The 25710-nt window shown below is 54.3% G+C and carries 22 protein-coding genes, 1 tRNA gene and 1 pseudogene; 16 read left to right on the forward strand and 8 right to left on the reverse strand.

The features are described from left to right. Window positions 1–98 precede the first annotated feature (98 nt). Window positions 99–1132: pseudogene (locus QT397_21445) on the reverse strand (rod shape-determining protein). Between the two features lie 357 nt (window positions 1133–1489). On the opposite strand from QT397_21445, the gene gatC reads away from it, so the two are divergent. The 5 genes from gatC to cysZ all read left to right on the forward strand — a co-directional run bounded on the left by gatC (window position 1490) and on the right by cysZ (window position 5994). Further along, window positions 1490–1777 carry an Asp-tRNA(Asn)/Glu-tRNA(Gln) amidotransferase subunit GatC gene (gene gatC / locus QT397_21450; protein ID WNZ55399.1) on the forward strand — a complete coding sequence of 96 codons (288 nt, stop codon included), beginning with the start codon at window positions 1490–1492 and terminating at the stop codon, window positions 1775–1777. A 71-nt stretch (window positions 1778–1848) separates the two neighbouring features. Then, window positions 1849–3294, forward strand: coding sequence for an Asp-tRNA(Asn)/Glu-tRNA(Gln) amidotransferase subunit GatA (gene gatA, locus QT397_21455; protein WNZ55400.1), 1446 nt, complete (start codon window positions 1849–1851; stop codon window positions 3292–3294). 11 nt (window positions 3295–3305) lie between these two features. Then, on the forward strand, window positions 3306–4757 hold the full coding sequence (gene gatB / locus QT397_21460) for an Asp-tRNA(Asn)/Glu-tRNA(Gln) amidotransferase subunit GatB (protein WNZ55401.1): 1452 nt from the start codon (window positions 3306–3308) through the stop codon (window positions 4755–4757). A 66-nt stretch (window positions 4758–4823) separates the two neighbouring features. Beyond that, window positions 4824–5120, forward strand: coding sequence for a PA4642 family protein (locus QT397_21465; protein ID WNZ55402.1), 297 nt, complete (start codon window positions 4824–4826; stop codon window positions 5118–5120). A 43-nt stretch (window positions 5121–5163) separates the two neighbouring features. Further along, complete coding sequence (cysZ, locus tag QT397_21470; protein ID WNZ55403.1) at window positions 5164–5994, forward strand: sulfate transporter CysZ; 831 nt, start codon at window positions 5164–5166, stop codon at window positions 5992–5994. Window positions 5995–6047: 53 nt separating this feature from the next. Here the strand turns inward: cysZ and QT397_21475 are convergent, their stop codons facing one another. From QT397_21475 to QT397_21485, 3 genes are all read right to left on the reverse strand, one after another. Continuing rightward, entirely contained in the window at window positions 6048–7250 is a 1203-nt protein-coding gene (locus QT397_21475) for a hypothetical protein (GenBank protein WNZ55404.1), read from the reverse strand. A 244-nt stretch (window positions 7251–7494) separates the two neighbouring features. Then, complete coding sequence (gene rhlB, locus QT397_21480; protein WNZ55405.1) at window positions 7495–9006, reverse strand: ATP-dependent RNA helicase RhlB; 1512 nt, start codon at window positions 9004–9006, stop codon at window positions 7495–7497. A gap of 47 nt (window positions 9007–9053) precedes the next feature. Next, on the reverse strand, window positions 9054–9683 hold the full coding sequence (locus QT397_21485; protein WNZ55406.1) for a DoxX family protein: 630 nt from the start codon (window positions 9681–9683) through the stop codon (window positions 9054–9056). A 132-nt stretch (window positions 9684–9815) separates the two neighbouring features. On the opposite strand from QT397_21485, the gene QT397_21490 reads away from it, so the two are divergent. The 3 genes from QT397_21490 (at window position 9816) to QT397_21500 (ending at window position 13720) form a co-directional block, all read left to right on the forward strand. Next, window positions 9816–10529, forward strand: coding sequence for an alpha/beta fold hydrolase (locus QT397_21490; GenBank protein WNZ55407.1), 714 nt, complete (start codon window positions 9816–9818; stop codon window positions 10527–10529). 172 nt (window positions 10530–10701) lie between these two features. Next, a complete protein-coding gene (locus QT397_21495; GenBank protein WNZ55408.1) occupies window positions 10702–12132 on the forward strand; it encodes an MATE family efflux transporter in 1431 nt (476 codons plus the stop codon). Window positions 12133–12253: 121 nt separating this feature from the next. Beyond that, window positions 12254–13720 (forward strand): succinylglutamate desuccinylase/aspartoacylase family protein, encoded by a 1467-nt coding sequence (locus tag QT397_21500; protein ID WNZ55409.1) that lies wholly within the window; start codon window positions 12254–12256, stop codon window positions 13718–13720. An 11-nt stretch (window positions 13721–13731) separates the two neighbouring features. Here the strand turns inward: QT397_21500 and QT397_21505 are convergent, their stop codons facing one another. From QT397_21505 to hemA, 4 genes are read right to left on the reverse strand one after another with little or no spacing between them, the layout of a single operon-like run. After that, window positions 13732–14631, reverse strand: coding sequence for a cation diffusion facilitator family transporter (locus tag QT397_21505; protein WNZ55410.1), 900 nt, complete (start codon window positions 14629–14631; stop codon window positions 13732–13734). A 42-nt stretch (window positions 14632–14673) separates the two neighbouring features. Then, a complete protein-coding gene (gene prmC, locus QT397_21510; GenBank protein WNZ55411.1) occupies window positions 14674–15501 on the reverse strand; it encodes a peptide chain release factor N(5)-glutamine methyltransferase in 828 nt (275 codons plus the stop codon). 50 nt (window positions 15502–15551) lie between these two features. Further along, window positions 15552–16634, reverse strand: coding sequence for a peptide chain release factor 1 (gene prfA / locus QT397_21515; GenBank protein WNZ55412.1), 1083 nt, complete (start codon window positions 16632–16634; stop codon window positions 15552–15554). Further along, on the reverse strand, window positions 16631–17908 hold the full coding sequence (gene hemA / locus QT397_21520) for a glutamyl-tRNA reductase (GenBank protein ID WNZ55413.1): 1278 nt from the start codon (window positions 17906–17908) through the stop codon (window positions 16631–16633). The genes prfA and hemA overlap by 4 nt, the downstream gene beginning before the upstream one ends. A gap of 237 nt (window positions 17909–18145) precedes the next feature. Here hemA and QT397_21525 point away from each other — a divergent pair, with 237 nt between their 5' ends. The 8 genes from QT397_21525 (at window position 18146) to ychF (ending at window position 25668) form a co-directional block, all read left to right on the forward strand. Beyond that, on the forward strand, window positions 18146–19963 hold the full coding sequence (locus QT397_21525; GenBank protein WNZ55414.1) for a tetratricopeptide repeat protein: 1818 nt from the start codon (window positions 18146–18148) through the stop codon (window positions 19961–19963). Next, window positions 19947–20594 carry a lipoprotein insertase outer membrane protein LolB gene (lolB, locus tag QT397_21530; protein WNZ55415.1) on the forward strand — a complete coding sequence of 216 codons (648 nt, stop codon included), beginning with the start codon at window positions 19947–19949 and terminating at the stop codon, window positions 20592–20594. The genes QT397_21525 and lolB overlap by 17 nt, the downstream gene beginning before the upstream one ends. Window positions 20595–20682: 88 nt before the next feature. Then, window positions 20683–21588, forward strand: a complete 906-nt coding sequence (gene ispE, locus QT397_21535) for a 4-(cytidine 5'-diphospho)-2-C-methyl-D-erythritol kinase (protein ID WNZ58575.1) — start codon at window positions 20683–20685, stop codon at window positions 21586–21588. A gap of 11 nt (window positions 21589–21599) precedes the next feature. Further along, window positions 21600–21674: transfer RNA gene (locus QT397_21540), tRNA-Gln, on the forward strand. A 355-nt stretch (window positions 21675–22029) separates the two neighbouring features. After that, window positions 22030–22959: a ribose-phosphate pyrophosphokinase gene (locus QT397_21545; protein WNZ58576.1), complete on the forward strand. Its 930-nt coding sequence runs from the start codon at window positions 22030–22032 to the stop codon at window positions 22957–22959. A 189-nt stretch (window positions 22960–23148) separates the two neighbouring features. Continuing rightward, a complete protein-coding gene (locus QT397_21550) occupies window positions 23149–23769 on the forward strand; it encodes a 50S ribosomal protein L25/general stress protein Ctc (GenBank protein ID WNZ55416.1) in 621 nt (206 codons plus the stop codon). Window positions 23770–23774: 5 nt separating this feature from the next. Beyond that, the gene (gene pth, locus QT397_21555; protein ID WNZ55417.1) at window positions 23775–24371 is read left to right on the forward strand and encodes an aminoacyl-tRNA hydrolase; all 597 of its coding nucleotides are present in this window, start codon (window positions 23775–23777) and stop codon (window positions 24369–24371) included. 205 nt (window positions 24372–24576) lie between these two features. Next, window positions 24577–25668 carry a redox-regulated ATPase YchF gene (gene ychF / locus QT397_21560; protein ID WNZ55418.1) on the forward strand — a complete coding sequence of 364 codons (1092 nt, stop codon included), beginning with the start codon at window positions 24577–24579 and terminating at the stop codon, window positions 25666–25668. Window positions 25669–25710: the final 42 nt, after the last annotated feature.

Raw genomic sequence — 25710 nt, forward strand, 5'->3', positions numbered from 1 at the left:
CAGTACAAGCCACAAAAGATGACTCGCATTTTTTTATTTCAAGGAGCTTGCGGATATAGCCACAAGCTCCCTAGCAGTTTTCATAATACCGATGTCTACTAGTTAGACATCAGGTAGAGACGGCTGCGATCCAACATATCCAGCGCTTTACCGCCCCCCGCGCCACACAGGTCAGCGGGTCATCGGCAACAATTACCGGTAAGCCCGATTCTTCCATCAACAGACGGTCTAGATCGCGTAACAGAGCACCACCACCAGTCAGCACCATACCGCGCTCAGCGATATCAGAAGCCAACTCGGGAGGGGATTGCTCCAGTGCACTTTTGACAGCCTGCACAATACCTGTCAGAGGCTCTTGCAGGGCTTCGAGAATTTCGTCGGAGTTCAAGGTAAAGCTGCGAGGCACGCCCTCGGCCAGATTGCGTCCGCGCACATCGATTTCGCGAACTTCACTGCCTGCATAAGCACAGCCAATTTCCTCTTTGATCCGTTCAGCAGTTGCATCACCAATCACACTGCCGTAGTTGCGACGCACGTAGTTGACGATAGCTTCATCAAAACGGTCACCGCCGATACGCACCGAATCGGAATAAACCACACCATTCAGGGAGATAATGGCGATCTCGGTAGTGCCCCCACCGATATCCACCACCATGGAGCCGCTCGCTTCCTCGACATTCAAGCCTGCGCCTATGGCAGCGGCCATGGGCTCTTCGATCAGTGACACTTCGCGAGCACCTGCACCCAGGGCCGACTCGCGAATCGCGCGGCGCTCCACTTCTGTTGACTGGCAGGGAACACACACCAGCACTCTCGGACTCGGGCGCATCCAGCTATTTTCATGCACTTTCTTGATAAAGTGCTGCAACATTTTCTCGGTCACTTGGAAGTCGGCGATAACACCGTCCTTCAGCGGGCGAATAGCGGTAATATTGCCAGGAGTCCGGCCGAGCATGCGTTTGGCTTCTACTCCGACAGCCTCAACGATTTTCTGGCCATTGTAGTGACGGATTGCGACGACAGAGGGTTCGTCGAGTACTACGCCGCGATCGCGAACGTAAATCAGCGTGTTGGCAGTTCCCAGGTCGATGGAGAGATCACTGGAAAACATACCCCGCAAACGTTTAAACATGGAATTCGATTACCTTGTACTAATTATCAGCCCCCAGGTCGGGCACTGCGGGCGCGGCTTCTTTTATGGATACAAATCCTAATTAGTCCGCAAAAATAATTCTGAGTTCCGAGCCGCATTTCGAATCGGATTCTACGCAAAATACCGGAGTCTCTCATCACTCGGCAGGATTCGGCAAACTCTAACAACCGCTAGGCATCAGGGCAAGGCTGAAGGGAGGTCATTTGAGGCCCACTATCCATTACTGCCGGAGCCGGTGAGAATATAACCCCAATGTGCTAAATTTGCCGGTTCTGCCCGCCGCAATTAATCCGGGCAGTTTTCGACTCGCAACTCAAGCTGGAGGAGTCCATCACCATGGCAGTGGATACGCAAACTGTAGAAAAACTGGCGGAACTGGCCCGTATCGCCATATCCAAAGAAACCATCGAAGAAGTCAGCAACCGCCTCGGCGATGTATTACAACTGGTCGACCAGCTGCAATCCACCAATACCGATGGTATCGCCCCGATGGCGCACCCACTGGACGAAGTCCAGGAGCTGCGCGCTGACGCAGTGACAGAGGCTGACAAGCGCAAAGACTTCCTAGAACTGGCTCCCCAAACCGAAGAAGGTCTCTACCTGGTTCCCAAAGTAATTGATTAGCCGGCCCAACACTGACGAAATTCACCTAAATACCCAGCCCTCAGCCCGTCTAGAGCCTTTAAGGGAATAATATGCATCAGCTTACTATCGCCGAGATCATCCATGGATTGCGGAGCAAAGAGTTCTCGAGTACAGAGCTAACCCGCCATTTACTCGGCCGCATCCAGCAACTGGACAGCAACTACAACAGTTTTATTACCGTCACCGAAGAGAGCGCCCTAGCGCAAGCCGCGGCTGCCGACCAACGCCTGGCCAACGGGGAGGCACCGGCACTGTGCGGTGTGCCCATCGCCCACAAAGATATTATTTGCACTAACGGCGTGCGCACCAGCTGTGCCTCAAAAATGCTGGATAATTTTATCCCTCCCTACGATGCCACGGTGGTAGATAACCTTAACGCTGCCGGAACCGTCTCCCTGGGCAAGACCAATATGGATGAATTCGCCATGGGCTCATCCAACGAAAGCAGCTTTTACGGCCCAGTAAAAAACCCTTGGAATACCCGCTGTGTGCCCGGCGGTTCCTCCGGTGGCTCAGCTGCGGCAGTTGCTGCACAACTGATACCCGGCGCCACAGCTACCGATACCGGCGGCTCTATTCGCCAGCCGGCGGCGTTGACAAACACCACCGGGCTGAAGCCCACCTACGGGCGTATTTCCCGCTATGGCATCGTGGCCTACGCCTCCAGCCTGGATCAGGCCGGCCCCATAGCCCGCAATGCGGAGGACGCTGCTTATTTGCTCTCCGCCATGGCCAGCCACGACCCGAAAGATTCCACCAGCCTGAAGCAGCAGCCCTCTGATTTTACCGCCGAACTGAATAACCCGATTGCCGGGCTGCGGATCGGAGTACCCCGGGAGTACTTTGGGGAAGGTCTCAACCCTGAAACCGCAAGCCGGGTTCAGGAGGCTTTGAGAGCATTTGAAAAGCTGGGGGCTCAACTGGTCGATATCAGCTTGCCACATACCGATTTAGCGATACCTGCTTACTATGTGATCGCCCCCGCTGAAGCCTCTGCCAACCTTTCTCGATTCGATGGGGTGCGCTATGGCTACCGCTGTGAAGAGCCCAAAGACCTGCGCGATCTCTATATGCGCTCCCGCGGTGAAGGCTTCGGCGAAGAGGTACAGCGTCGCATCCTGGTAGGCACCTACGCTCTGTCCGCCGGTTATTACGATGCTTATTACAACAAAGCCCAACAGGCCCGACGCCTGATCAAGCAGGACTTTGTCGAAGCATTCGAAAAAGTGGATGTGATTATGGGCCCCACGACCCCCTCCCCCGCTTTCGAGCTTGGCGCAAAGAGCGCTGACCCGGTAGCTATGTACTTGGAGGATATCTACACCATCGCCACCAACCTGGCCGGACTACCGGGCATGTCTGTACCCTGTGGCCTGGTGGACAATATGCCGGTGGGCCTGCAAATTACCGGCAATTACCTGGAAGAGGCGCGCATGCTCAATATCGCCCACCAATACCAACAGGTAACCGACTGGCACAAAGCCAGCGCCGTATAAGGAGATAAATTGTGGAATGGGAAATCGTTATCGGGTTGGAAATTCACGTCCAGCTCTCCACCCAGTCAAAACTCTTTTCCGGCGCTAGCATCCGCTTTGGCGCCGAGCCGAATACCCAGGCTTGCGCTGTGGACCTGGCTATGCCGGGCACCTTGCCGGTACCGAATGAAGAAGCATTTCGCTTTGCGGTAATGTTCGGCCTGGCGATGAACGCGGAGATCGGCAAGCGCTCCGTTTTTGAACGCAAGAATTACTTCTATCCCGACTTGCCCAAGGGCTATCAAACCACTCAATTGGAACAGCCGATTGTCGGCCCCGGCGAAGTGGAAATTCACCTGGAAGATGGCAGCAGTAAGAAAGTGCGTTTGCATCACGCTCACCTGGAGGAAGATGCCGGTAAATCCCTGCATGAAGATTTCCACGGGATGTCCGGTATCGACCTGAACCGCGCAGGTACGCCGCTGATCGAGATTGTCTCTGAACCGGACATGCGCAATGCCGCCGAGGCTGTGGCCTACCTGAAAAAAATTCACAGTATCGTAACCTACCTGGGCATTTCCGATGGTGATATGTCCCAGGGCTCACTGCGCTGTGATGCCAATGTATCCGTGCGCTTGAAAGGCGAAGAAAAACTCGGCACTCGTACAGAATTAAAAAACATCAACTCTTTCCGTTTTGTCGAGCGCGCAATTAAAGTCGAAGCTGAACGTCAGATCGACATCCTGGAAGACGGCGGCACCATTACCCAGGAAACCCGCCTCTACGACGCGGACAAAAATGAAACCCGCTCTATGCGCAGTAAAGAAGTGGCCAATGATTACCGCTACTTCCCCTGCCCGGACCTTCTGCCAGTTGTACTCACTGATGAATATGTCGAGCAACTGCGCAACATCCTGCCAGAACTGCCCGATGCAAAAGCAGCCCGCTTCCAAGCGGAATACCAGCTATCTGCTTATGATGCAGACCAGCTGACACAGGAGCGTGCCAGTGCAGACTATTTTGAAACTGTGAGTAAATCCTGCGGCGAATCCAAGCTTGCTGCCAACTGGATAAACGGTGAACTGGCAGCGCTGCTCAACCGTCGTGAACTTACTATTTCACAGTCCCCGATTTCTGCTGAACACTTGGCTGGCCTGATAGTTCGAATCAAAGACAGCACCATTTCCAGCAAAATCGCCAAACAGGTATTCGAGGCTATTGCCGACGGAGAGGGCAGTGCCGACGAAGTCATCGAAAAACGTGGTCTGAAACAGGTTTCGGATACCGGCGCTATCGAAAAAATGGTGGATGAAGTGATCGCTGCAAGCGATGCCCAAGTAGAAAACTACCGCAAGGCCGATGAATCAAAGCGCCCCAAAATGATGGGGTATTTCGTCGGGCAAATTATGAAAGCGTCCAAAGGGCAGGCAAACCCACAGATGATTAATAAAATCCTCAAGCAAAAATTGGACGCACTGCTTTAACCCTCAACATTTCAAGACCTGAGCCGGGCTTCGCCCGCCCCCTATTTATGTAGCAAGGATATAGTTTTGAGCCTGAAAAAAGACAAACAGAAAGTACTCGGAGAAGTTTTTGACGAGGAGCGTATTGCTGGATTCTTGATTGGTGAAGCCCCCGCAGGCGTAAACCGGGATTTTCACCTGCTCGAGCGCGCCTATCGAAGCATGAAAGCAGAGAGTTTTGCCACATTTGTTAAGTTGTTTCTCGCTGAAGGCATGGATCTGAACAGCCCTGGCCCCGATGGAAAAACCCTGCTGGCACGTATTGCCGAACACCGCCAGGGCGCAGAATATAGCGAGATTTTAAAAACCGCTGGCGCCAACTGAGAACTCTGGAAATTTAGGCATCGTACCAGCGAAAGGTGAGAGTATGACTTCAAATCCCGTTCACGGTATCGACGCATTGGTGCGCGGTATCCACTTGATTACCCGGCGTGAGTTACGCCCATTTATCCTGGTGCCATTACTAATAAATCTGGTGCTGTTTATTATTATCAGTAGCATAATGATTTCACAGCTCGGAGGGCTTACCGATTATATAAGTAGCCTGCTTTCCCACACGCCGGTAAATACGGAGAATATGCCCTGGTGGGAAGCCATTATGGCCAAGGGTGCAGCATGGACCGCCAGTGCTTTTCGCTGGCTCGCCTGGATCATTGCACTAATAGTGCTTTTCTTATTCTTCCTCGCCTACGGCTATTTATTTAGCGTTATCACCAACATTATTGCCGCCCCCTTTAATGGATTGCTCGCTGAGAAAGTAGAGGAATTGCTAACCGGTAAAGCTCCTCCTGCCGAACCGATAATGCAAATGGTATGGCGTACCCTGGGCCGGGAATTGCGCAAGCTGGGTTACTTTATATTTTGGGGTTTGATCGTATTTATAATTGCCACCATCACCAGCTGGACCATTATTATCCCCGCAGTGCTCACCGCAGTTTGGGGCGCTTGGTGTATGGCTATTCAATACGTTGACTACCCACTGGATAACCACCAGCGGCCATTCGATGAATTAAAAACGGTACTGCGCCGCCGTAAACTCACTAGCCTTACCTTTGGCGGGGCCGTGATGCTCGCAAAGATGGTACCAATTTTAAATATCTTTATTATGCCTGCGGCAGTTGCTGGCGGTACGGCTCTGTGGATTGAAAGATTGCGTATCGAGGGGGATCCGGGAACTCAAACTCCAGTACTTCAGTAACCTTACCAGTAAGATAGGAAGCCCTCTCGTACAGAGGGCTTTTTATTTTGACACTATCTTCCCGATGTTTTCTTCTTTTTCAGTGCGCGATACCAGGGCTGCTGATCCTTGGCAATATAAGCGCTAGCCGACAGGCAATTGGCCAAATCCTCAAGCTCCTGGGTAAGCACTTCACCTGAAAATTTTTTCCTTACCATCTGCTGGAGCTTGTCTGCCAACAATGCATCACGCAATCCCTCTGGCTTCTGGATACCTGCAGAAAGAATTTCAGGAATCCACTCAGACAGATCCCTAACCGTTATCCAATCGTTTCCCTGCTCAGGATAGCCAGAAAAATCAGTATCGAATGCCAGGCCGGAATCGTTATTAAGAAAAGTATTATTTAACAAATGGTTGGAATTTTTGAACCTCATAAAGAACTGCTTGGCATCCCTCCTTGAAGGCAGCAACTGAGTGTCATCCTCCAACATCATTGGCTTCAGCTTAATCAATTCAGATTCCGCCACCCCCAATTCCAGTAATTTATGGGTCAGCAAAAACTCCTTTCTACCTACCCCCTCATTCACTCTGCGAGCAGAAAGCTCCACTCCCCCGCCAAGCAAAGCGAGAAAGTCACTCACTATATCACCACCGTGTAAGGCTTCCCGACTGAAAAGCCTCACTCTGAGGGAATCAGCTCCAAATACATCCGCCCACAGTATTAACTTGTTAAAATAGTCGTAGTAAATTTCAATATCTTTACTGAAAGAAGGGAAAGCCCCTTCAGCGTGGCCAAGTAATTTACTCGAGGAACTCCTATTGGAAGCCGCTCCTCTAGCTCCTTGCTTCTTGAAAGATATTGCCTGTAGGTCTTGCCTGCGCAAGTAAACAATTACCACAATCTTATCGAAATACTTGCTACATACTCTCTGAATAAGCTCGATACTATCGCGCTGATACAGATAGGAAAGATGCTCAGCTGAAACTATCACTTGCTCATTGCGGCTCGCAGCAAGAAGCTCATCAAGTCGGGAATTTACCTGGAAATGGACGCGGCCTTTCTCTTTGCATACATCAATACACCCTGAAGAGTTCCCCTTTTTCCCAAGGGAAAGAAATTCAAAGCCTGCCTGGTCCAGAGCCTGTACTTGCTCCTTCATTGCCAATTGAAGGGAGCTGGAGCCGGTTTTATGGAAACCAATATGTAGATAAAGGATGCGCATCCGAATGTGAACTGTAATTTTTATTGAATGAAGGATGTCAATTTCAGGCCGCAAGTAGACTCCAGTATTACCGGTGTCATCTGAAGTTGCAGGGCCTTACTTCACGTAATAGGCCAAATTTGTTTAATCTTAGGACAGATTTGAAAGCTTGAATGAAATTAAAGCCTCTACTGGTACATTCGTCACAGTTTAAACCTTAACAAAGCAAAAGAGCGGTGAATAGCAGGAGGGGGAAAAAGCTTTCTCGAGCAGGTAGTAAGTGCTGTAAGGGCTAACCTCCTTACAGCACACAGGAGAATCAGTGCCGACGTGGACGACGATGACCACCAGAGCCACCGCGACGCCCATCGCGATCGCCGTGACTGCGCTGAACTTTCACCTTGGGCGGTTCAACCAAAAGCTCTTCTGGCGGCACTTCGCACTTGAGCTTGCCCCCGAGCAACTGCTCAATAGGTTCCAGGCGCATGGCATCATCTTCACAGGCGAAACTGATAGAGGTGCCCGTTTTACCCGCCCGACCAGTTCGGCCAATGCGGTGAACGTAATCCTCCGGCTCTTCAGGCAAGGTAAAATTCACCACATGGCTGATACCGTCGATATGAATACCACGCCCGGCGACATCAGTAGCTACCAGCACTTTAGTTTTGCCAGACTTAAAGTCATCAAGGGTGCGAACCCGCTTATTTTGTGCCACTTCACCGGACAGCAGGCCCGCAGAAATGCCGTGAGCAAGAAGCTGCTCGTGTAAGCGGCGGCATTGGTCGCGGCGGTTGGCAAATACAATCAGGCTATCCACCTCTTCCCGCTGCACAATGTTGTAAAGCAAGGTGTACTTTTCTTCGCTGGCGGACAGGTAGACATGCTGCTCTACGGTATCCGTGGCAACCCTCTCCGGCTCAATCTCCACAACTACCGGATCATCCGTCCACTGCTCCACCAGATCATCCACTTCGGGAGTAAATGTGGCGGAGAAGAACATAGTTTGGCGATGGGTTTTACGCGGCGTCTGACGAACAATACGGCGCACTTGGGGGATAAAGCCCATATCCAACATGCGATCCGCCTCATCGATCACCAGGACTTCCACCTGATCCAGGAAGCAATCCCGATTGCTGACAAAGTCCAGCAGGCGACCCGGCGTCGCCACCAGGATATCCACCAGCCGCTCATTCAGGTTTCTCTGCTGCTTGTCATAATCCATACCGCCCACCAGGGTATGAATTTCCAGCTCGGTGTGTTTACACAGTGCCTTGGCATCATCGGCAATCTGCATTACTAGCTCACGGGTCGGAGCGATAATCAGGGAGCGGGCTTCGCCGGCATAGCGCTCACCTTCAAACGGGTGCTTGAGCAGATCGTCAATCACTGTGATCAGGAAGGCCGCTGTCTTACCGGTACCGGTTTGTGCCTTACCCACCAGGTCGTGGCCATTGAGGGTGTGGGGAAGGGAACGACCCTGAATTGGCGAGCAATACTGGAAACCCAGGTCGTGGATAGCGCGCATCAGCTCATTGGGCAGTCCCAGGTCGTGGAAGCGGACCTTGCCCTCCTGTTCTGGAACTTGGAATTCATCCAGTGACCAAAGCGCAGCTGCCGGAGCTTTCGGTTTTCTGCTGCGCTGGCGCCCTTTCTGGGCGCCACGGCCGCCGCTCTTTCGCGACTTCCCCTCCGCCGGTGCGGACTTTGTGCGTCCCTTGGCAGCCTTACCAGAAGGTTCTTGCCCTTCTTTACGGCGCCCTGAGCTTTCTTCTCCCCGGCGGGAGCCCTTATCCTCTTTGGAGGAGGAACGGCGGAACAACTTTCCTATCAAGTGAAATACTCGCTCAAATGTTCAAATAATCGGCGAGTATACCATCTCTAGGTGGCACTCGGCCCGCTATAGTGACGGCACAGCCAGTAATCCACACTGAAAAACCGCCCTGCCCCACTACAAAATAGCGCTAGCAGCATAATGAAGTAGGTAGCAGCGAACTCAATACCATTTTTCAGGATGGTCACTCCTCCAGTTTCCACCAACCACTCATAGTTGCCGTGCTCCTTGAGCAAGCCGACAATCTTCTCTTTACGCACCGAGGCTTCGTCAATAAGGTCCTTGCGCCATTCCCAGGGCACACTCAGTGTTTTATCCGGTAACGCTGACCAACCGTTCTCCCAGTGGGCCGTAAATGCTGCCACTGCCATCACAAACATCAGGGGAATCGCTACCAACCGAGTCGCTACGCCCAGCAAGATGGCGATACCACCAAAGAATTCCACCAAGGCAGCTATCCACGCCATCAACATCGGCGCTGGAAGCCCCAAGCCCCAATCGGGATTGCCAAACCAGGCAGCGACATCTTCGATGTTATTCATCTTATTCATACCGGCCAGGATAAAAATTGGCGCCAAATAAATCCGTAGTAATAATGGCCCCAGCCAGTCTATTTTGCGTACATAATGTACAAAGCAGTTGTACCAACCGCTCAGGCTATTCATAGCTCCACTCATTTAGCTCACTCTCTTATCAGTGTCTTTGTTCACTTTAGTCGAGTGATATCGCCAACTCTTACACAGCCCTATCTCAGCGCCCCAGAAAGCACATCTATGCTTGCAGAACCCAAGTAACTTGAGAGCAACCTGGTGGGGAAAACTTACGTACTGGTCCACGGGCTATTTCATGGAGGCTGGTGCTGGAGCAGGGTCGCCAACCTCCTGCAGCGTAATGGGCATCGAGTATTCACCCCCACCCACAGTGGTCTGGGGGAGCGTAAACACCTACTCTCACCCTCCGTTGGCCTGGATACTTTTATCCAAGACCTGATCAATACAATCCTTTGGGAGGAGTTGCAGCAAGTCACCCTTGTGGGCCACAGCTTTGGGGGAATGGCCGCAACCGGTGCCGCCGACGCTCTACCCGAGCGGGTACACCGATTAATCTACCTGGATGGCGCTGTTCCTGAGCCGGGGCGTCCATTTAGTAGACAGCTCCCCAGCGGTATAGAGGAGCAGCGACTAAAACAAGCGCAGAATATTGACGGCACTCTGTGCATTATGCCGCCGCCACCAGAAGACCTGGGGATAACCCACCCCGATGATATTCGCTGGCTAAACCGCCGTATGACCCCACATCCCATCAAAACACTACTGGACCCGATTCATTTGCAACGCCCCCCAGAACAGGGCCCTCCATGCACTTTTATTCACTGTACCCAACCCGAGTACCCGCCAGCCATCTACAGTAGCCGCAAAGCAAAGCGGATAAGCGGGTGGGTTTATCGGGAGGCAGCAATAAACCACGACTGCATCATTAATAAGGCAGAAATTGTGGCCAAACTACTTGAGGAAAGTCCGTAATCAGCACTGGGCGCAGGCGCCGTTTGTACCGTAGAATGTCGGACCTTTTTGCAGTACCGCCCCGCCTTCCCCCGGCAGACTGAAAGCCTCTACGAATTTTGGCCCACCGCCCGTTTTCAGCTGTATTTGCGAAGGCCAGGGCCTGTTAACAATCCCCCGCAGGATTAATTTTTTGTCAAAATTAGCCCAGACCCCAGAACCCTCTATCGAGACCAGTAACAAGAGCTCAGGTTTTTCTTTGTTCAAGCTTTACCGAAATGCCACTAAAACCGAACTGTCGCACCTAACCACCTTGGGAGGCCCCCTGGTGGTCAGTAACCTGGCTGTGGTGAGCATGGGAGTTGTCGATACTCTGGTAGCAGGACGCGCTGGAGAAGTAAGTCTCGCCGGGCTCGCCTTGGGAGCCAGTATTTGGGCTGTTTGCGCAGTGACACTAATCGGCCTGCTCGCTGCTATCTCCCCGGTTGTTGCACACTTGCGCGGTGGTCGCGATGAAGCCGGCTGCGCCAGGCAATTACACCAGGCGCTGTGGATCGCACTGATCGGTGGCATTCTGGTGTTTTCCGCCCTGCTTGCGGTTCCTATCTGGAGTCACTGGATAGACACGGAAGAGCCGGTTCGCAAAGTGATGGAGGGCTATGTACTGGCCCTGACTGTCGGCACCCTGCCTTTTGCACTCGGCACGGCGTTGCGCGGTTACTGTGAGGGTATGGGACAAGTGCGCCCGGTAATGCGTATCTATATCACTGCCGCTATTTTAAATATTCCCCTGGATATTCTTTTGGTATTTGGTGCCGGCCCCATACCGGCAATGGGAGGAGCGGGATGTGGGTGGGCTACCGCAGCGGTCAGCTGCCTGATCGCACTGGCACTCTTCTGGCACGCGAACACTGATCCGGTCTACCACAAGCTAAAACTTAGGATGTTACCGCCTCGCCCCCACTGGTCAACCCTGCGCCACTTACTCGCAGTTGGCCTGCCAATTTGTGTGGGTGCGGCCAGTGAAGTTACTTTTTTTGCCAGTCTTACCATTTTGCTTGCCCCCTATGGCGCAGCCATTGTCGCCGCCCATCAGATCGGCATGAATGTGGGCTCAATTTTTTACTTGGTCGCACTCGCACTGGCCCAGGCCCTGAGTATCCGCACCGCCCAACTACTCGGTCAGGGACGGCCAAAGCGCGCGCGCTTCTGTGGCAAAGTGGGCATCAGTAGCGGGCTAATCTACGCACTGGGCACCGGTGTACTTTTGATTACCCTGCGCACCCTGTTTGTTCAGGCCTACACCAGCAATGAAGAAATTATCGCGGTGGCCACCAACCTGCTATTGCTGTGTGCCGCATTCCAGCTGGTGGATGTCACCCAGGCAATGACCTGGGGCGCACTGCGCGGATATAAGGACACCAGTGCGCCCATGTTTATACAGCTATTTTCCTACTGGCTGGTGGGGCTTTCTACCGCCTACTGGCTGGGAGAGAGCTTCTGGGGGGTATACGGTTATTGGACCGGTGTCTGTATCGGCTTGGGAACGGCTTCAATCCTGCTGGGAATTCGCTTTTGGCGAACCAGCCGCAAAGCCATCGAGCGAACCTACGGATACGCGTAATTCGGCGCGTATCACATTCTTCGGGAACGTATTGACTATACTGGCGCTCCAAAGTCCCAATCTGTGCCGGACACAAGGCTCTCCGGCACACCCAGATATATGAAGTTGACCGGAGTGCCGAATGATCCCGCGCCAATCCTCCCGAAGGACCCGACACCTGCTAAGCCTGGCTTTACTGCTTTCATCCACCCAGGCCCTGAGCGCCGATGACAGCACTGGCGAAGAGACAGAAGCGGTCCCCCAGGCTGCCAATATGCAGCTGGACCAACCGGTGATCACAGAGCTGGGGCCACCCACCAACGCTGCCCCTACTGAAGAGCAATCCCAGTCGACAGATGCTGGTTCTGAAGAAATTTCCCTGCCCCAAGCGGAAAATCTGGAGCTGGACCAACCTATTCAGGAACTGGATAAACCGGCAGCTCCCACCGAGACTGCTCCCACTGCCGATAAAGAAACTGAAACAGTTAAACCTCAACCCGAATTACCGGAGCCCGGCACCATTTCCCTGGTTCCGGGCGAGACGGCCAAGCCTCTGCGATTATTAGGCTCAGAGGTTCCCCCTGCGACCTCTACACGCCTGGCCTGGTCTCCCAGCCAACACTTTGAAGGGGTCTATAGCCCCACCGCTGTATTGGTGGTTAACGGCGCCAAGCCAGGGCCGGTTCTCTGCCTTACTGCGGCGGTGCACGGTGATGAGTTGAACGGTGTGGAAACTGTGCGGCGGGTTATGTACGACCTGGATGCAGACCATTTGAGCGGTGCGGTAATTGGCGTACCCATCGTCAATCTGCAAGGCTTCCATCGAGGCTCCCGCTACCTGACTGATCGACGCGACCTGAACCGGCACTTCCCCGGCGATCCCAATGGCTCTTCGGCTTCGCGAATTGCCAATTCATTTTTCCACGAAGTGATCAGCCACTGTAACGCCGTGGTGGACTTACATACGGGTTCTTTTTATCGCACCAACTTGCCACAGTTGCGCGGCGACTTAACCAATCCCAAGGTAGTGAAAATGACCCAGGGTTTTGGCTCCACTGTGGTGCTGCACAGCGCCGGAGCCAAGGGTACCCTGCGCCGCGCCGCTGTGGAGGCAGGTATCCCCACCGTCACTCTGGAAGCCGGAGCACCCATGGTGCTGGATGAGCTATCGGTAAGTCACAGTGTGAAAGGTATACGCACTCTGCTCAACCAGCTGGGTATGGTGAGTAAATTCCGCCTCTGGGGCGATCCCGAACCGGTTTACTACACCTCCACCTGGCAGCGGACATCGACTGGCGGGGTTATCTTTAGTGAAGTCCAGCTCGGCGAGTTTGTGCGTAAAGGCGACTTACTGGGAACAGTAACCAACCCTATTACCAATGTACGCACAGAAATTCGCTCCGAGCACAACGGCCGCATTCTCGGCATGGCATTAAACCAGGTCGTGCAACCGGGGTTTGCCGCCTACCATATCGGTATCCAGGCTCCCCAGGAACAAATCAGCCAGCCCCAGGAAGTAGTAGCGGAAGAATCGGTCGCTGACAAATCAGAGAGTAAAGTACCAGCCACCCCAGAAAACCGCCAGCCGCCGACAGAAGGTGAGGAGTAAATCCCCACCTATTAATCACTGACTTTATCGATCACCGTCACTTCGGGCATTGCCAAAGGTTCCGGTTGAAGGGTGATATGATCGATATCGAAGCGCTTGACCAGGGTTTCCCGCAAGCGCTCCAGTACGCTGGGCCAAGCCTGTAAGTCATCCACCACAATATGGGCCGACAGTGAAATAGTGCTGGAATCCAAGCGCCAAATATGGAGATCGTGCACAGAGCGCACCCCGGTTACCGCCGCCAGTGTCTCGCCCACAACCGGAAGGCTCAATTCCCTGGGTACCCGCTCCATCAATACATCGATCGCATCCCTGAGCAGTCGCACGCAGGAAACCAGGATTAACAGGCAAATAAGCAGTGAAAGCAGGGGGTCGATGGGTACCCAACCGGTAAAATAAATCACAGCTCCGGAAGCCAGTGCCGCGACAGAGCCCAGCATATCGCCCATCACATGCAAAAGCGCACCGCGAATATTGAGCGTGCGCTCGCCTTTTAATAAAACCCAGGCCGCCAGAATATTAATCAGCAACCCCATGGCTGCAATCAACATCACCGTACTGCCATGCACCGGCTGGGGATTGCGCAACCTATCAATGGCCATAAAAGAAATACCGACCACGATCAGAAGCATAATCAGGCCGTTGGTTACCGCAGCTAAGACCTCCGCTCGCCCCCAGCCAAACGACAATTCCCGATCAGCGGGTTTTTTCGCCAGTACTGCGGCAATAGCCCCCAGTGCCAAGGCAAAAGTATCGGTAAGCATATGGGCAGCATCGCCGAGCAATGCCAGGGAGCCAGATAGCCAACCACCTATGGCTTCAACTATGGAAAAACTGAGAGTGAGAACCAGTGCAATAATTAATGGGCGCAAAGCCCCATTGCCGGTTCGGTGGTGGACATGATCATGCATAGGCTCCCTCCTCAAATCCCTGTGGCAGCTCCGCAGGTATCACTATTTTTGCCCTAAGGTAATTCGCTCCCAACCGGAATAATCCCTGCGACTTGAAACTATATTCAATCCCGCCGCAGAAAAAATATCCCGCACGCTCTCGGCTTGCTGCCAACCGTGCTCCACCATTAGCCAGCCATCGTTTTCCAGGTAATCACTAGCGGTTGTGGCGATATGCTCAATATCTGCCAAACCCTGTCGCTCTGCCACCAACGCAGTGCGGGGCTCAAAGCGCACATCGCCCTGCACCAAGTGCGGGTCAGATGCATCGATATAGGGAGGGTTGCTGACGATCAGGGAAAACGGCTGTGGCTCCAAACTAGAAAACCAATCGCTCTGGATAACTTGCACATTTTGCAACTTGAGGGAGCGCCGGTTTTCCTCTGCCAGTGCTACCGCAGCGGGTGATTTCTCCGCTGCAATAATTTCCCATCCCGGTCGCTCCGACGCCAGAGCCAGTGCAATAGCACCAGTGCCAGTGCCCAGGTCCAGTGCTCGCAACCTGCCCTGGGGGAAAAACTCCAGCGCGGTCTCCACCAACAATTCAGTGTCCGGGCGGGGGATCAGAGTGGAGGAATCCACCTTTAGCGATAGGGACCAAAATTCGCGCTCACCGATAAGGTGTGCCACCGGCTCTCCCGCTTGCCGGCGCTGGAGCAACTGCTCATAGCGCACTTGCTCAGCTTCACTCAATTCGTATTCCGGCCAGGTATAGAGCCAGGTGCGCTCGCGCCCCAACACACTGCCGAGCAGAAGCTCTGCATCCAGGCGCGCGCTGTCGCTATCGGTTAATTGGGCGCAGCGTGCGATATTTTCCTTGACGCTGGTCATGGAGAAAAACCTATAAAAACGCCGCTCGAGGCGGCGTAAAAAATCTGGATTTATTGGGCCAGGGCTGCCAACTGATCGGCCTGGTATTCCGTGCGCAATGGCCCGATCACCTCCCCCAGAGACCCCTGCATAATCTCATCGAGTTTATAGAGAGTGAGGCCGATACGGTGATCGGTAACCCGGCCCTGGGGATAGTTGTAGGTACGGATTCGCTCAGAGCGATCACCGCTGCCCACCAGGCTGCGGCGGGCATCGGAAATTTCCTGGGCCGCCGCCGTTTCCTGCGCAGTATTGAGCTTCGCTTGCAACAGTGCCATCGCCTTGGCTTTGTTTTTGTGCTGGGAGCGCTCGTCCTGACACTCCACCACAATCCCCGTGGGAATATGGGTTAAGCGCACAGCGGAATCGGTTTTGTTAACGTGCTGACCACCGGCACCGGATGCACGGTAGGTATCCACACGCAAATCCGCTTTATTAATTTCAATCGCATCGCGCTCATCCGGCTCCGGCATCACCGCGACCGTACAAGCCGAAGTGTGAATACGACCCTGGGATTCTGTTTCAGGAACCCTTTGTACCCGGTGCGCACCGGACTCAAATTTTAATTTTGCGTAGACATCTTCACCGGCGACGCGAGTGATAATTTCCTTGTAACCGCCGTGCTCACCGAGATTTTCGCTGACAATTTCTATTCGCCATCCCTGCTTCTCCGCATAGCGAGAGTACATGCGGAACAGATCACCGGAGAAAATAGCTGCTTCATCACCACCGGTTCCTGCGCGAATTTCCAGAAAGACATTTTTTCTGTCGTTAGGATCGCGCGGCAACAGCAAAGTCTGTAGCTCTCGCTCCAGCGGCTCCACTTGACCTTCAGCCTCGCGCAGCTCTTCCTGAGCCATTTCGCGCATTTCCGGGTCATCTTCCCCCAGCATCTCCCGAGCCGCGACCATATCTTCCTGCAACTGTTTGTAAGCGCCGTAGCATTTAACCACTTCTTCCAGCTCAGAATACTCGCGGGAAAGATCGCGGAATTGATCCTGATCAGCAATTACGTCGGCGTCGCCCAACAGCGCAGATACTTCCTCATGGCGCTCAAGCAGGGTTTCCAGTTTATTCAGTAACGATTCTTTCATTGATGCTTTTTCTCTAAATCGATATCGGTGAGATCATCCAACCCAACGACCTCGCGAGCGATACGCAAACGCTCAATATCACCCTCCGCCGTAGCTTTTTTCAGACTGACGGTGGGTGCATGAATTAATTTATTGGTGAGAGAGCGAGCGAGCTGCTCCATCAGTCGACGAGGGTCCTCGCCTTTTTCCAGCTGCAAAAGTACCCGTTCAAGTTCGGAAGTGCTCACTTCCTGGGCTCGCTGCCGGTAGCTGCGAATACTATCCACAGCCTCCAAAGAGCGGCTCTCTTTGGTAAATTCAGCCGCTGCAGCATTTACGATTTCTTGAGCGGCCTCCGCCGCTTTCTCACGGGAGCGCTTGCCCTCATCGATAACCCCACGCAGATCGTCCACCGTATACAGATAAACATCATCCAGCTCGCCAACTTCCGATTCGATATCGCGGGGTACCGCAATATCCACCATAAACATGGGGCTGTGCCGACGCTTGCGCAGCGCCGATTCGACCGCTCCCTTACCCAGAATCGGCAGCTGGCTCGCGGTGGAACTGATAACGATATCCGCGCGTGCCAGATGCTCGGGGATATCCGCAAGCAGGATTGCCTCGGCACCAAAGCTCTCTGCGAGCAACTGGGCCCGGCTCAATGTGCGATTGGCAACAATGACCTGCTTGATTCCCTGATCGAGCAAATGGCGGGCAACCAGCTCCACGGTCTCTCCCGCACCGATCAACAGGGCAGTCTGCTTTTTCAGGTCGGTGAAGATACGCGAAGCCAGAGAAACAGCAGCGTAGGCAACAGAAACCGGGTTTTCACCGATTGCAGTTTCGGTGCGAACCTTCTTGGCGACGGTAAACACCCGCTGGAAAACCCGGTGCAGTTCACTGCCAACACTGCCGGATTCCCGCGCCACCGCATAGGCGGACTTGATCTGGCCGAGGATCTGCGGCTCACCCAACACCAGGGAATCGAGACCACAGGCAACGCGCATCATATGGCGTACCGCTTCTTCATCGCTGTACACATAGGCACAGCCCTTGAGCTGCTCCAGGGGCACTTGGTGGTATTCAGATAGCCATTGCAACAGGGCTTCTGACTCCACATTTCCGTATATTTCGGTGCGATTGCAGGTAGACAGGATGGCCAGCTCGCGGCACCCCAGTGCTTTTCGCGCATCTCCCAGTGCGCCGGGCATCACCTCGGGGGCAAAGGCCACCCGCTCGCGCACTTCGACCGACGCGCTATCGTGGTTGATACCCAGGGTAAGAATTGGCATAGACTTCCGTTAGCATTAAATCTTAAAAGGCGGAAACCGCACTGGGAGCGCATTTTCATAGGCAGCCGTCTCCCTTGCAAGCGCAAGAGGCAGTAAAATTGCCCGCCGATTTGGCAAGAGCCACTGCCCACCACCGTTCCAAACCCGATTCACGACTAGAATTATATGGCGATAATCGTTTAAAACACGTCAGTAATACCCCGCTTTCAGCGACAACGTAACGTATGGACACGATCTATGCTCCCACCTCGCGCACATCAGCTTCCAACCCGAATTTCCAGCCACCAGCTCAAGCTTGCCGCATTCCTTGCCGTATCCGTAATACTTGCTTCTTGTACCCAGCACCAGACGCCGGCAGCCCCCTCTACAGAAATCGCGAGCACAGCACTGGAGCCGAGCAACCTTAAGGGGAAGGAAACCACTGAGTCAGAAGGGCCGGAAGCTAAAACTTTCCCTATTGATACCTTTTACACCCTTCTGGTGGCCGAAGTCGCCGGTATCCGCGAACAGTACGATGTCGCACTGGCCAATTACTACCACCAGGCGGAGGTCACCAAAGATCCCGGGGTTGCCGCCCGCGCTACACGCATTGCCCGCTTTTTAAATGCCCGCCAGGCCGCCTTGGATTCAGCCAGGCTATGGGTAGAGCTTGAGCCACAAAACGCCGATGCACAGCTGGCCCTCACAGCCGAGCTGACTTTGTCCGGCGACTTACACACAGCCCTGATTCACGCCAGTAAAACCCTGGAACTCGGCGGCAACCCACCCATGCAATCTCTCGCAGCAACCGCTATTGGGCACGAGCAACTCACGGAACAAGCCAAGCGGGAGTTTGCCCGACTGGCAAAAGTCTATCCCCTCGATGACGAGGTCGTGCTCGCCTATGCCATGGTACTGCGCACCGAAAGGGAATTTGCCCGCGCCCTGTCCCTGGTGCGCCGCGTCCAAGAGCACCATCCAGACCAACTGGATGCACCACTGCTGGAAAGTCATCTATTGGTTGATCAGGGCAAGCGCAAGGAAGCCATTTCCCTTCTCGAGCGACTCGTCGGCATCCATCCTTCCGAGAGCCGCCTGCGCCTTCAGTACGCCCGCCTGTTGATTCGGGAGGACCTGGCCCTGGCACGCAAGCAGTTTGCCGAACTGGTTAAGCAGCGCCCTGAAGATGGCAACCTGATTTTGTCGTTGGCCCTAATTCAGTACGAGACCGAGCAAACTGACGAGGCCAAAGTCCTCTTTACCCAACTACTTGAATTACAGCAGCACGAATCCGCTGCTTATTTTTACCTGGGCAGCATTGCAGAAAAATCTGGGGATTTTTCCCATGCAATTAAATATTTCCGCGAAGTGGGGCCCGGTAGTGATTACGTAGAAGCCATTACTCGCGGTACGGAATTACTGGCGAGCCTCGGACAGTACAACACTAACCGGGAGTGGTTTTCTGAACTGAGAAAAAAACACCCCACTCAGGAAGAACATTTTTACCTGATGGAGGTCGAATTACTTCGCAAAAGTGGTGAAGCCAGTATGGCTTTACAGCGAGTAGACGAGGCATTACAAACCAACAGCACCAGCGGTCGCTTGATGTACACTCGCGCGCTGTTGCATGACCAACTCGGCAACGCACAACAATTCGAAAAGGACTTGAGAAACCTGCTGGAAAGAAATCCCGATAACGCCACAGTTCTCAACGCGCTCGGTTATAAACTGATTGAAGATAAATCCCGGCACACAGAAGCCTACCAATTGATTAGCCGCGCTTTGGAACTCGAGCCTGAGGACCCGGCAATAATCGACAGCATGGGGTGGATAGAGTACCGTCTCGGCAATCACGAAGCTGCGGAAAAGTATCTGCGGCAGGCGATGGAAAAGTTGCCCGACCACGAAATTGCCGCACACCTCGGTGAAGTACTCTGGGTTCAGGGAAACAGAGAAGCCGCCATGAAAATGTGGAGAAAAGGCCTTCTGCTGAATCCCCACAGCAAAATTATTCCGGCTGCCATGAAGCGCCTACAAATCAAAGAGTCACTGGAACAACATGCATCAGATAGCTGACAAGACAACCGCGCGAAGATTCTATCTGTTATTGCTGGCATGTCTGGCAATAATGATTTCCGCCTGTGCCGGACAAAAAACCAAACAGGAACCGGAGCCAGGTTCCCCCACTAAAAATCAAAATCCAACACCGCAAACAGTAGCTGAATTTACCCAGTGGAATCTCAAGGGCAAACTGGGTGTTCGCTCCCCCAAAGAAAACGGCAGTGCCAACCTGGCCTGGCTACAGGGCGGCGCGGAGAATTTTCGCCTTCATCTCAGCGGTCCGCTCGGAGCAGGCACCACCGTCATCACCGGCTCAGCCGGTGGCGTCAGTTTGGTGCGCGGTAGCGAGCCGCCAATTTATGCGCGCAATCCGGCACAGTTAACCCAGGAAGCACTGGGGTGGCCTCTGCCCGCCCGGGAGATGTTCTACTGGGTGCGCGGTCTTCCCGCGCCCGGCGCCAAGAGTGGTGAGCAGCGCAACACCCAGGGCCAACTGCAAAGCCTGCAACAATCCGGCTGGGCCTTGAGTTTTAGTGAGTATCGCAGCGAAGGCTCCTTTATGCTGCCAACCCGGATCAAAGCACAAACCAACAGTCCCACTGGCCCGGTATCCGTCACCCTGGTGATTAAAGACTGGGGTTTGTAGAAAGAGTTTTACATAACTCTGCCAATGCCCAAATCGCAGCATGCAGGTATTATGGCGATCCTGTAATTGATTGACTCCTTTTTGCCTCATGCTGCTAACCCTGCCCGCCCCAGCAAAACTCAACTTGATTCTGCGCATTCTCGGCCGTCGCCCGGATGGCTATCACGAGTTACAAACCCTGTTCCAACTTCTCGATTTCGGCGACTTATTGGAATTCAGTGAGCGCAGCGATGGCATTGTCAGTGTCGATGCCGGCCAGCTGGATGTAGCGGAAGAAGACAACCTGGTTTATCGCGCAGCCCAATTGCTGCGCAAACAAGCTGAGCCGGACCGACAAAATTCTCTCGGCGCCTCTATTCGGTTGATAAAGAAGTTGCCTCACGGCGGCGGCATCGGTGGAGGCAGTAGCGATGCCGCCACCACTTTGCTCGGGCTCAATCACTTATGGCAGTGCAATTTATCGATCGATAAATTGGCGAAGCTGGGGCGGCAATTGGGCGCGGATATTCCAGTTTTTGTGCGCGGACGCACCGCTTGGGCGGAAGGAATTGGTGAAAAATTAACCCCAACAACCACCGAGCAACGCTACTACCTGGTTGTCTCAACTGGTTGCGAAGTGAGCACTGCAAAAATTTTTCGCGATTCACGTTTGACAAGAGATTCAGTCGCAATTACATTAGCGGCCCTTCGCGAGGAGCAGGCCAACGAGATACGACTCGGCAGCGAAAAACTGGAAACATTTTCCGGCAATGACTGCCAGCCATTAGTTGAAAAGCTCTACCCTGAAATACGCGATGCCAGAGAATGGCTCGAGCAATTTGCTCCAGCACAACTCACCGGCACCGGGGGCTGCATTTTTGCGGCATTCCCTACGGCAGAGGCAGCCATTGAGGCACACGCCAAACTGCCTGAAGCGTGGCAGGGTTTTACAGCAGCGGGTGTATTGGTTTCACCGACACATCAAGCGCTAGCGAAAATCTCCTCAGATTTTTGAGGAAACATTACTGGGGCGTAGCCAAGCGGTAAGGCAGCGGGTTTTGATCCCGTCATGCGAAGGTTCGAATCCTTCCGCCCCAGCCACTTTCTTTATATGCAATGGCACAGTCAAAAACCGGTTCCGACATGATTCAGTCTACGCTGATCCAGCCGGCCCAGGCCATTCGCACAGGGCTTTACAGAGCCACTCCCCAATTTTTAAAGAATCCTGAAGGCAGGCTTGAATGCAAGCGCCCGATGGTTGTGCGAGCACGCACCCAGAGCAACCCGTTGAGCAAGGAAAAAAACTGTGGCCAAAACCCTGTTTTTATCCGCGCAACAGTGCGCCGCTCAACACAAAAGTGTTGCAGCAAAAACCCTGACTGCTAGCAAATATGCAGGCATCTACACTTCAATTCACTTCAAGACAGAATTAAAGGAACTCGCAGTGGCTGACTTAATGGTCTTTACCGGCAACGCAAACCCGGAACTGGCACAGAAGGTTGTCGACCATATGGCGATCCCCCTGGGTGAAGCCACGGTCAAGCGCTTCTCCGACGGCGAGATTGCAGTAGAAATTACCGATAACGTACGCGGCCGCGACGTTTTCGTGGTGCAATCCACCTGCCAACCTACCAACCGCAACCTGATGGAATTGATCCTGCTGGTAGACGCCCTGCGCCGCGCCTCCGCCGGCCGCGTTACCGCTGTAGTCCCCTACTTTGGCTACGCCCGCCAGGATCGCCGCGTAAGATCCCAGCGCGTGCCGATTTCCGCAAAAGTGGTTGCCGATATGATGGTAAGCGTAGGTATCGACCGCGTATTAACCGTCGACCTGCACGCGGAACAGATCCAGGGCTTCTTCGACGTTCCTGTGGATAACGTTTACGGCTCCTCTGTCCTGCTCGACGATATCGAGCGCCAAAAGTACCAGAACCTGGTGGTGGTATCCCCGGATATCGGCGGTGTTGTGCGCGCCCGCGCCGTGGCCAAGAGCCTCGACTGCGACCTGGCCATTATCGACAAGCGCCGTCCGGCCGCCAATGTTGCCGAAGTCATGAATATTATCGGTGAAGTCAGCGGCCGCACCTGCCTGCTGGTAGACGACATGGTCGACACCGCCGGCACCCTGTGTAACGCCGCCAACGCCCTGAAAGAGCACGGCGCCGAGAAAGTTGTCGCCTACTGTACCCACCCGGTACTGTCCGGCAACGCCATCACCAACCTGAACAACTCCGTTCTGGATGAGCTGGTGGTTACCGACTCCATCCCCCTGGGTGACAAAATGGAGAAGGCACCAAAAATTCGCCAGCTGACCCTGTCTGCAATGCTGGCCGAGTCCATGCGCCGTATCAGCAATGAGGAATCCCTGTCCGCAATGTTCCGCTAGGAGCTTGCCGGTCAAGGTATCCCAGCGCCCCGTATACCGGGGCACTTTGCCTTTAGCGCTGATTCCCGTAGAATACGCGCCCGCCCGGCACTGCCGGGCAATTACTTTTGGGCCCAGTGCCCATTTAACATCCATGCCAGAGCGGTCCGGTCGCAGGTCACTCTGGACAGACAACCCGAGGTTTATCCCATGTCTGATATTAAATTGAACGCCATTGCCCGCAGCGATGAAGGGAAAGGTGCGAGCCGCCGCCTGCGTCGCCTGGAAGGCCGTGTACCCGGCATCATCTACGGCGGTGAAGCAGAGCCTGCTTCTATCTCCGTGCTGCACAAAGACCTGACCAAAGCTCTGGAAAACGAAGCTTTCTTCTCCTCCATGCTGACTGTTGACGTAGACGGCAAGGAAGAGAAAGTTATCCTGCGCGACCTGCAGCGTCACCCGGCTAAAGCCCTGTTGCTGCACATCGACTTCCAGCGTGTATCTGCCAACACCAAAGTACACGTTAAAGTACCTCTGCACTTCCTGAACGAAGAGAGCAGCAAAGGTGTTAAGGCTGGCGGTATCGTTTCCCACACCCTGACCGAGCTGGAAGTTAACGCTCCTGCCGGCAAGCTGCCTGAGTTCATCGAAGTGGACCTGGCCGACCTGGAAATGGACGGCGTACTGCACATCTCCGACCTGAAACTGCCGGAAGGTGTTGAGTCTGTGGCACTGAGCCACGGTGCAGACCACGACCTGGTTGTAGCTTCTATCCACAAGCCTCGCGGCGCTGTAGAAGCTGAAGCCGAAGCTGGCGAAGGCGAAGAGTAATCGCCTTGGCTGCGGCACCGGATACTCCGATCCAGTTGATTGTCGGCCTGGGAAACCCCGGACCGGAATACGATCGGACGCGACACAACGCCGGTGCCGACTTTGTTGTCGAGCTGGCCCGCCAACAAGGCACCCAGCTCAGCCTCGACAGCAAATATCACGGCCTCACTGGCCGTGTGCGGGTCGGCAGCCAGGATATCCGGCTGCTGATTCCCACCACCTACATGAATCGCAGTGGCCAATCTGTCGGCCCACTGGCGAACTTCTTCAAGATTCCCCCGGAAGCCATTCTGGTCGCTCACGATGAGCTGGACCTGGCCCCCGGTATCGCGCGCCTGAAAGCCGGCGGCGGTCACGGCGGACACAACGGCCTGCGGGATATCATTGCCGCACTGGGCAACAACCGAAACTTTATGCGCCTGCGACTCGGCATTGGCCACCCCGGCAGCTCGAGCGAAGTGGCCCGGTTTGTACTCCAGCGAGCCCCCAGGGCGGAACAGGAAACACTGGCTGATGCGATCGATCGCTCGATCGACGTTCTGCCCACCGCCGCTTCCGGCGACTGGGGCGCAGCCATGAAAACGCTGCACACCAACAAATAGATCCCACCCGCCGGCTTGCCTTTTGCCGCGGAAATCTCGATAGTGTGCTGCGCTAAATTGCCGGTATTTTCCCGGCTGGCCCGGACCCTGTGGTGGCCGAGACACCCCGCCCATCCAAAATCCCGCCAGCGCAATCACTACCGGACCTCAAACGCAATTAGCAGAGCGCGCTGTATGCGCCTCGGGCAAACGGAAAAATATCACCATGGGTTTTACTTGCGGTATTGTCGGCCTACCTAATGTGGGCAAATCCACCCTATTCAACGCATTAACCAAAGCGGGTATCGATGCGGAAAACTTCCCCTTCTGTACCATCGAGCCCAATGCCGGTGTCGTGCCGGTACCAGATCCCCGCATCGACAAGCTGGCTGAGATCGTCAAACCGGAAAAGGTAATTCCCACCACCATGGAATTTACCGATATCGCCGGCCTGGTTGCAGGCGCCTCCAAGGGGGAAGGGCTGGGTAACAAGTTCCTCGCCAATATCCGCGAGACCGACGCTATCGCCCACGTTGTTCGCTGCTTCGAAGACGATAACGTTATCCACGTCGCCAACCAGGTACACCCGGTAGCGGATATCGAGGTGATCAACACCGAGTTAGCCCTGGCCGACCTGGACACTGTGGAAAAGGCCCTACAGCGCTTTACCCGTGCCGCCAAGGGGCAGGACAAGCACGCGATCAAGATGAAAGCGTTGCTGGAAAAAATCCAGCCACACCTGGATGAAGCCAAGCCGCTGCGCTCTTTCGAGCTTTCAGAAGACGAACTGGCAGACCTGCGCGAACTGAGCCTGCTCACTATCAAGCCCACCATGTATATCGCCAACGTGGACGAAGATGGCTTCGAGAACAATCCGCATCTGGATGCTGTAGCCGCCATCGCCGCTGAAGAAAACGCGGTACTGGTACCTATCTGCAACAAGCTCGAAGCGGAAATTGCCGAGCTGGACGACGAAGAAAAGCAGGAGTTCCTGGAAGAACTGGGTATGGAAGAGCCCGGGCTGAACCGCGTGATTCGCGCCGGCTACCAACTGCTGGGCCTGCACACCTACTTCACCGCTGGCGTGAAGGAAGTTCGTGCCTGGACCATCCCACTGGGCGCCACCGCTCCCAACGCCGCCGGTAAAATCCACACCGATTTTGAAAAGGGTTTTATTCGCGCAGAAGTGATCAGCTACAGCGATTACATTGACAACAATGGTGAAGCCGGCGCTAAAGACGCTGGTAAATGGCGCCTGGAAGGCAAGGACTACATTGTCGCCGACGGCGACGTAATCCACTTCCGTTTTAACGTCTAACCGCCTCTCCTTTTTTGCCTCCCCACCCCGGGGAGGCGCGCC

Origin of the sequence: Microbulbifer sp. MKSA007 (assembly GCA_032615215.1) — a bacterium.
Classification (GTDB): domain Bacteria; phylum Pseudomonadota; class Gammaproteobacteria; order Pseudomonadales; family Cellvibrionaceae; genus Microbulbifer.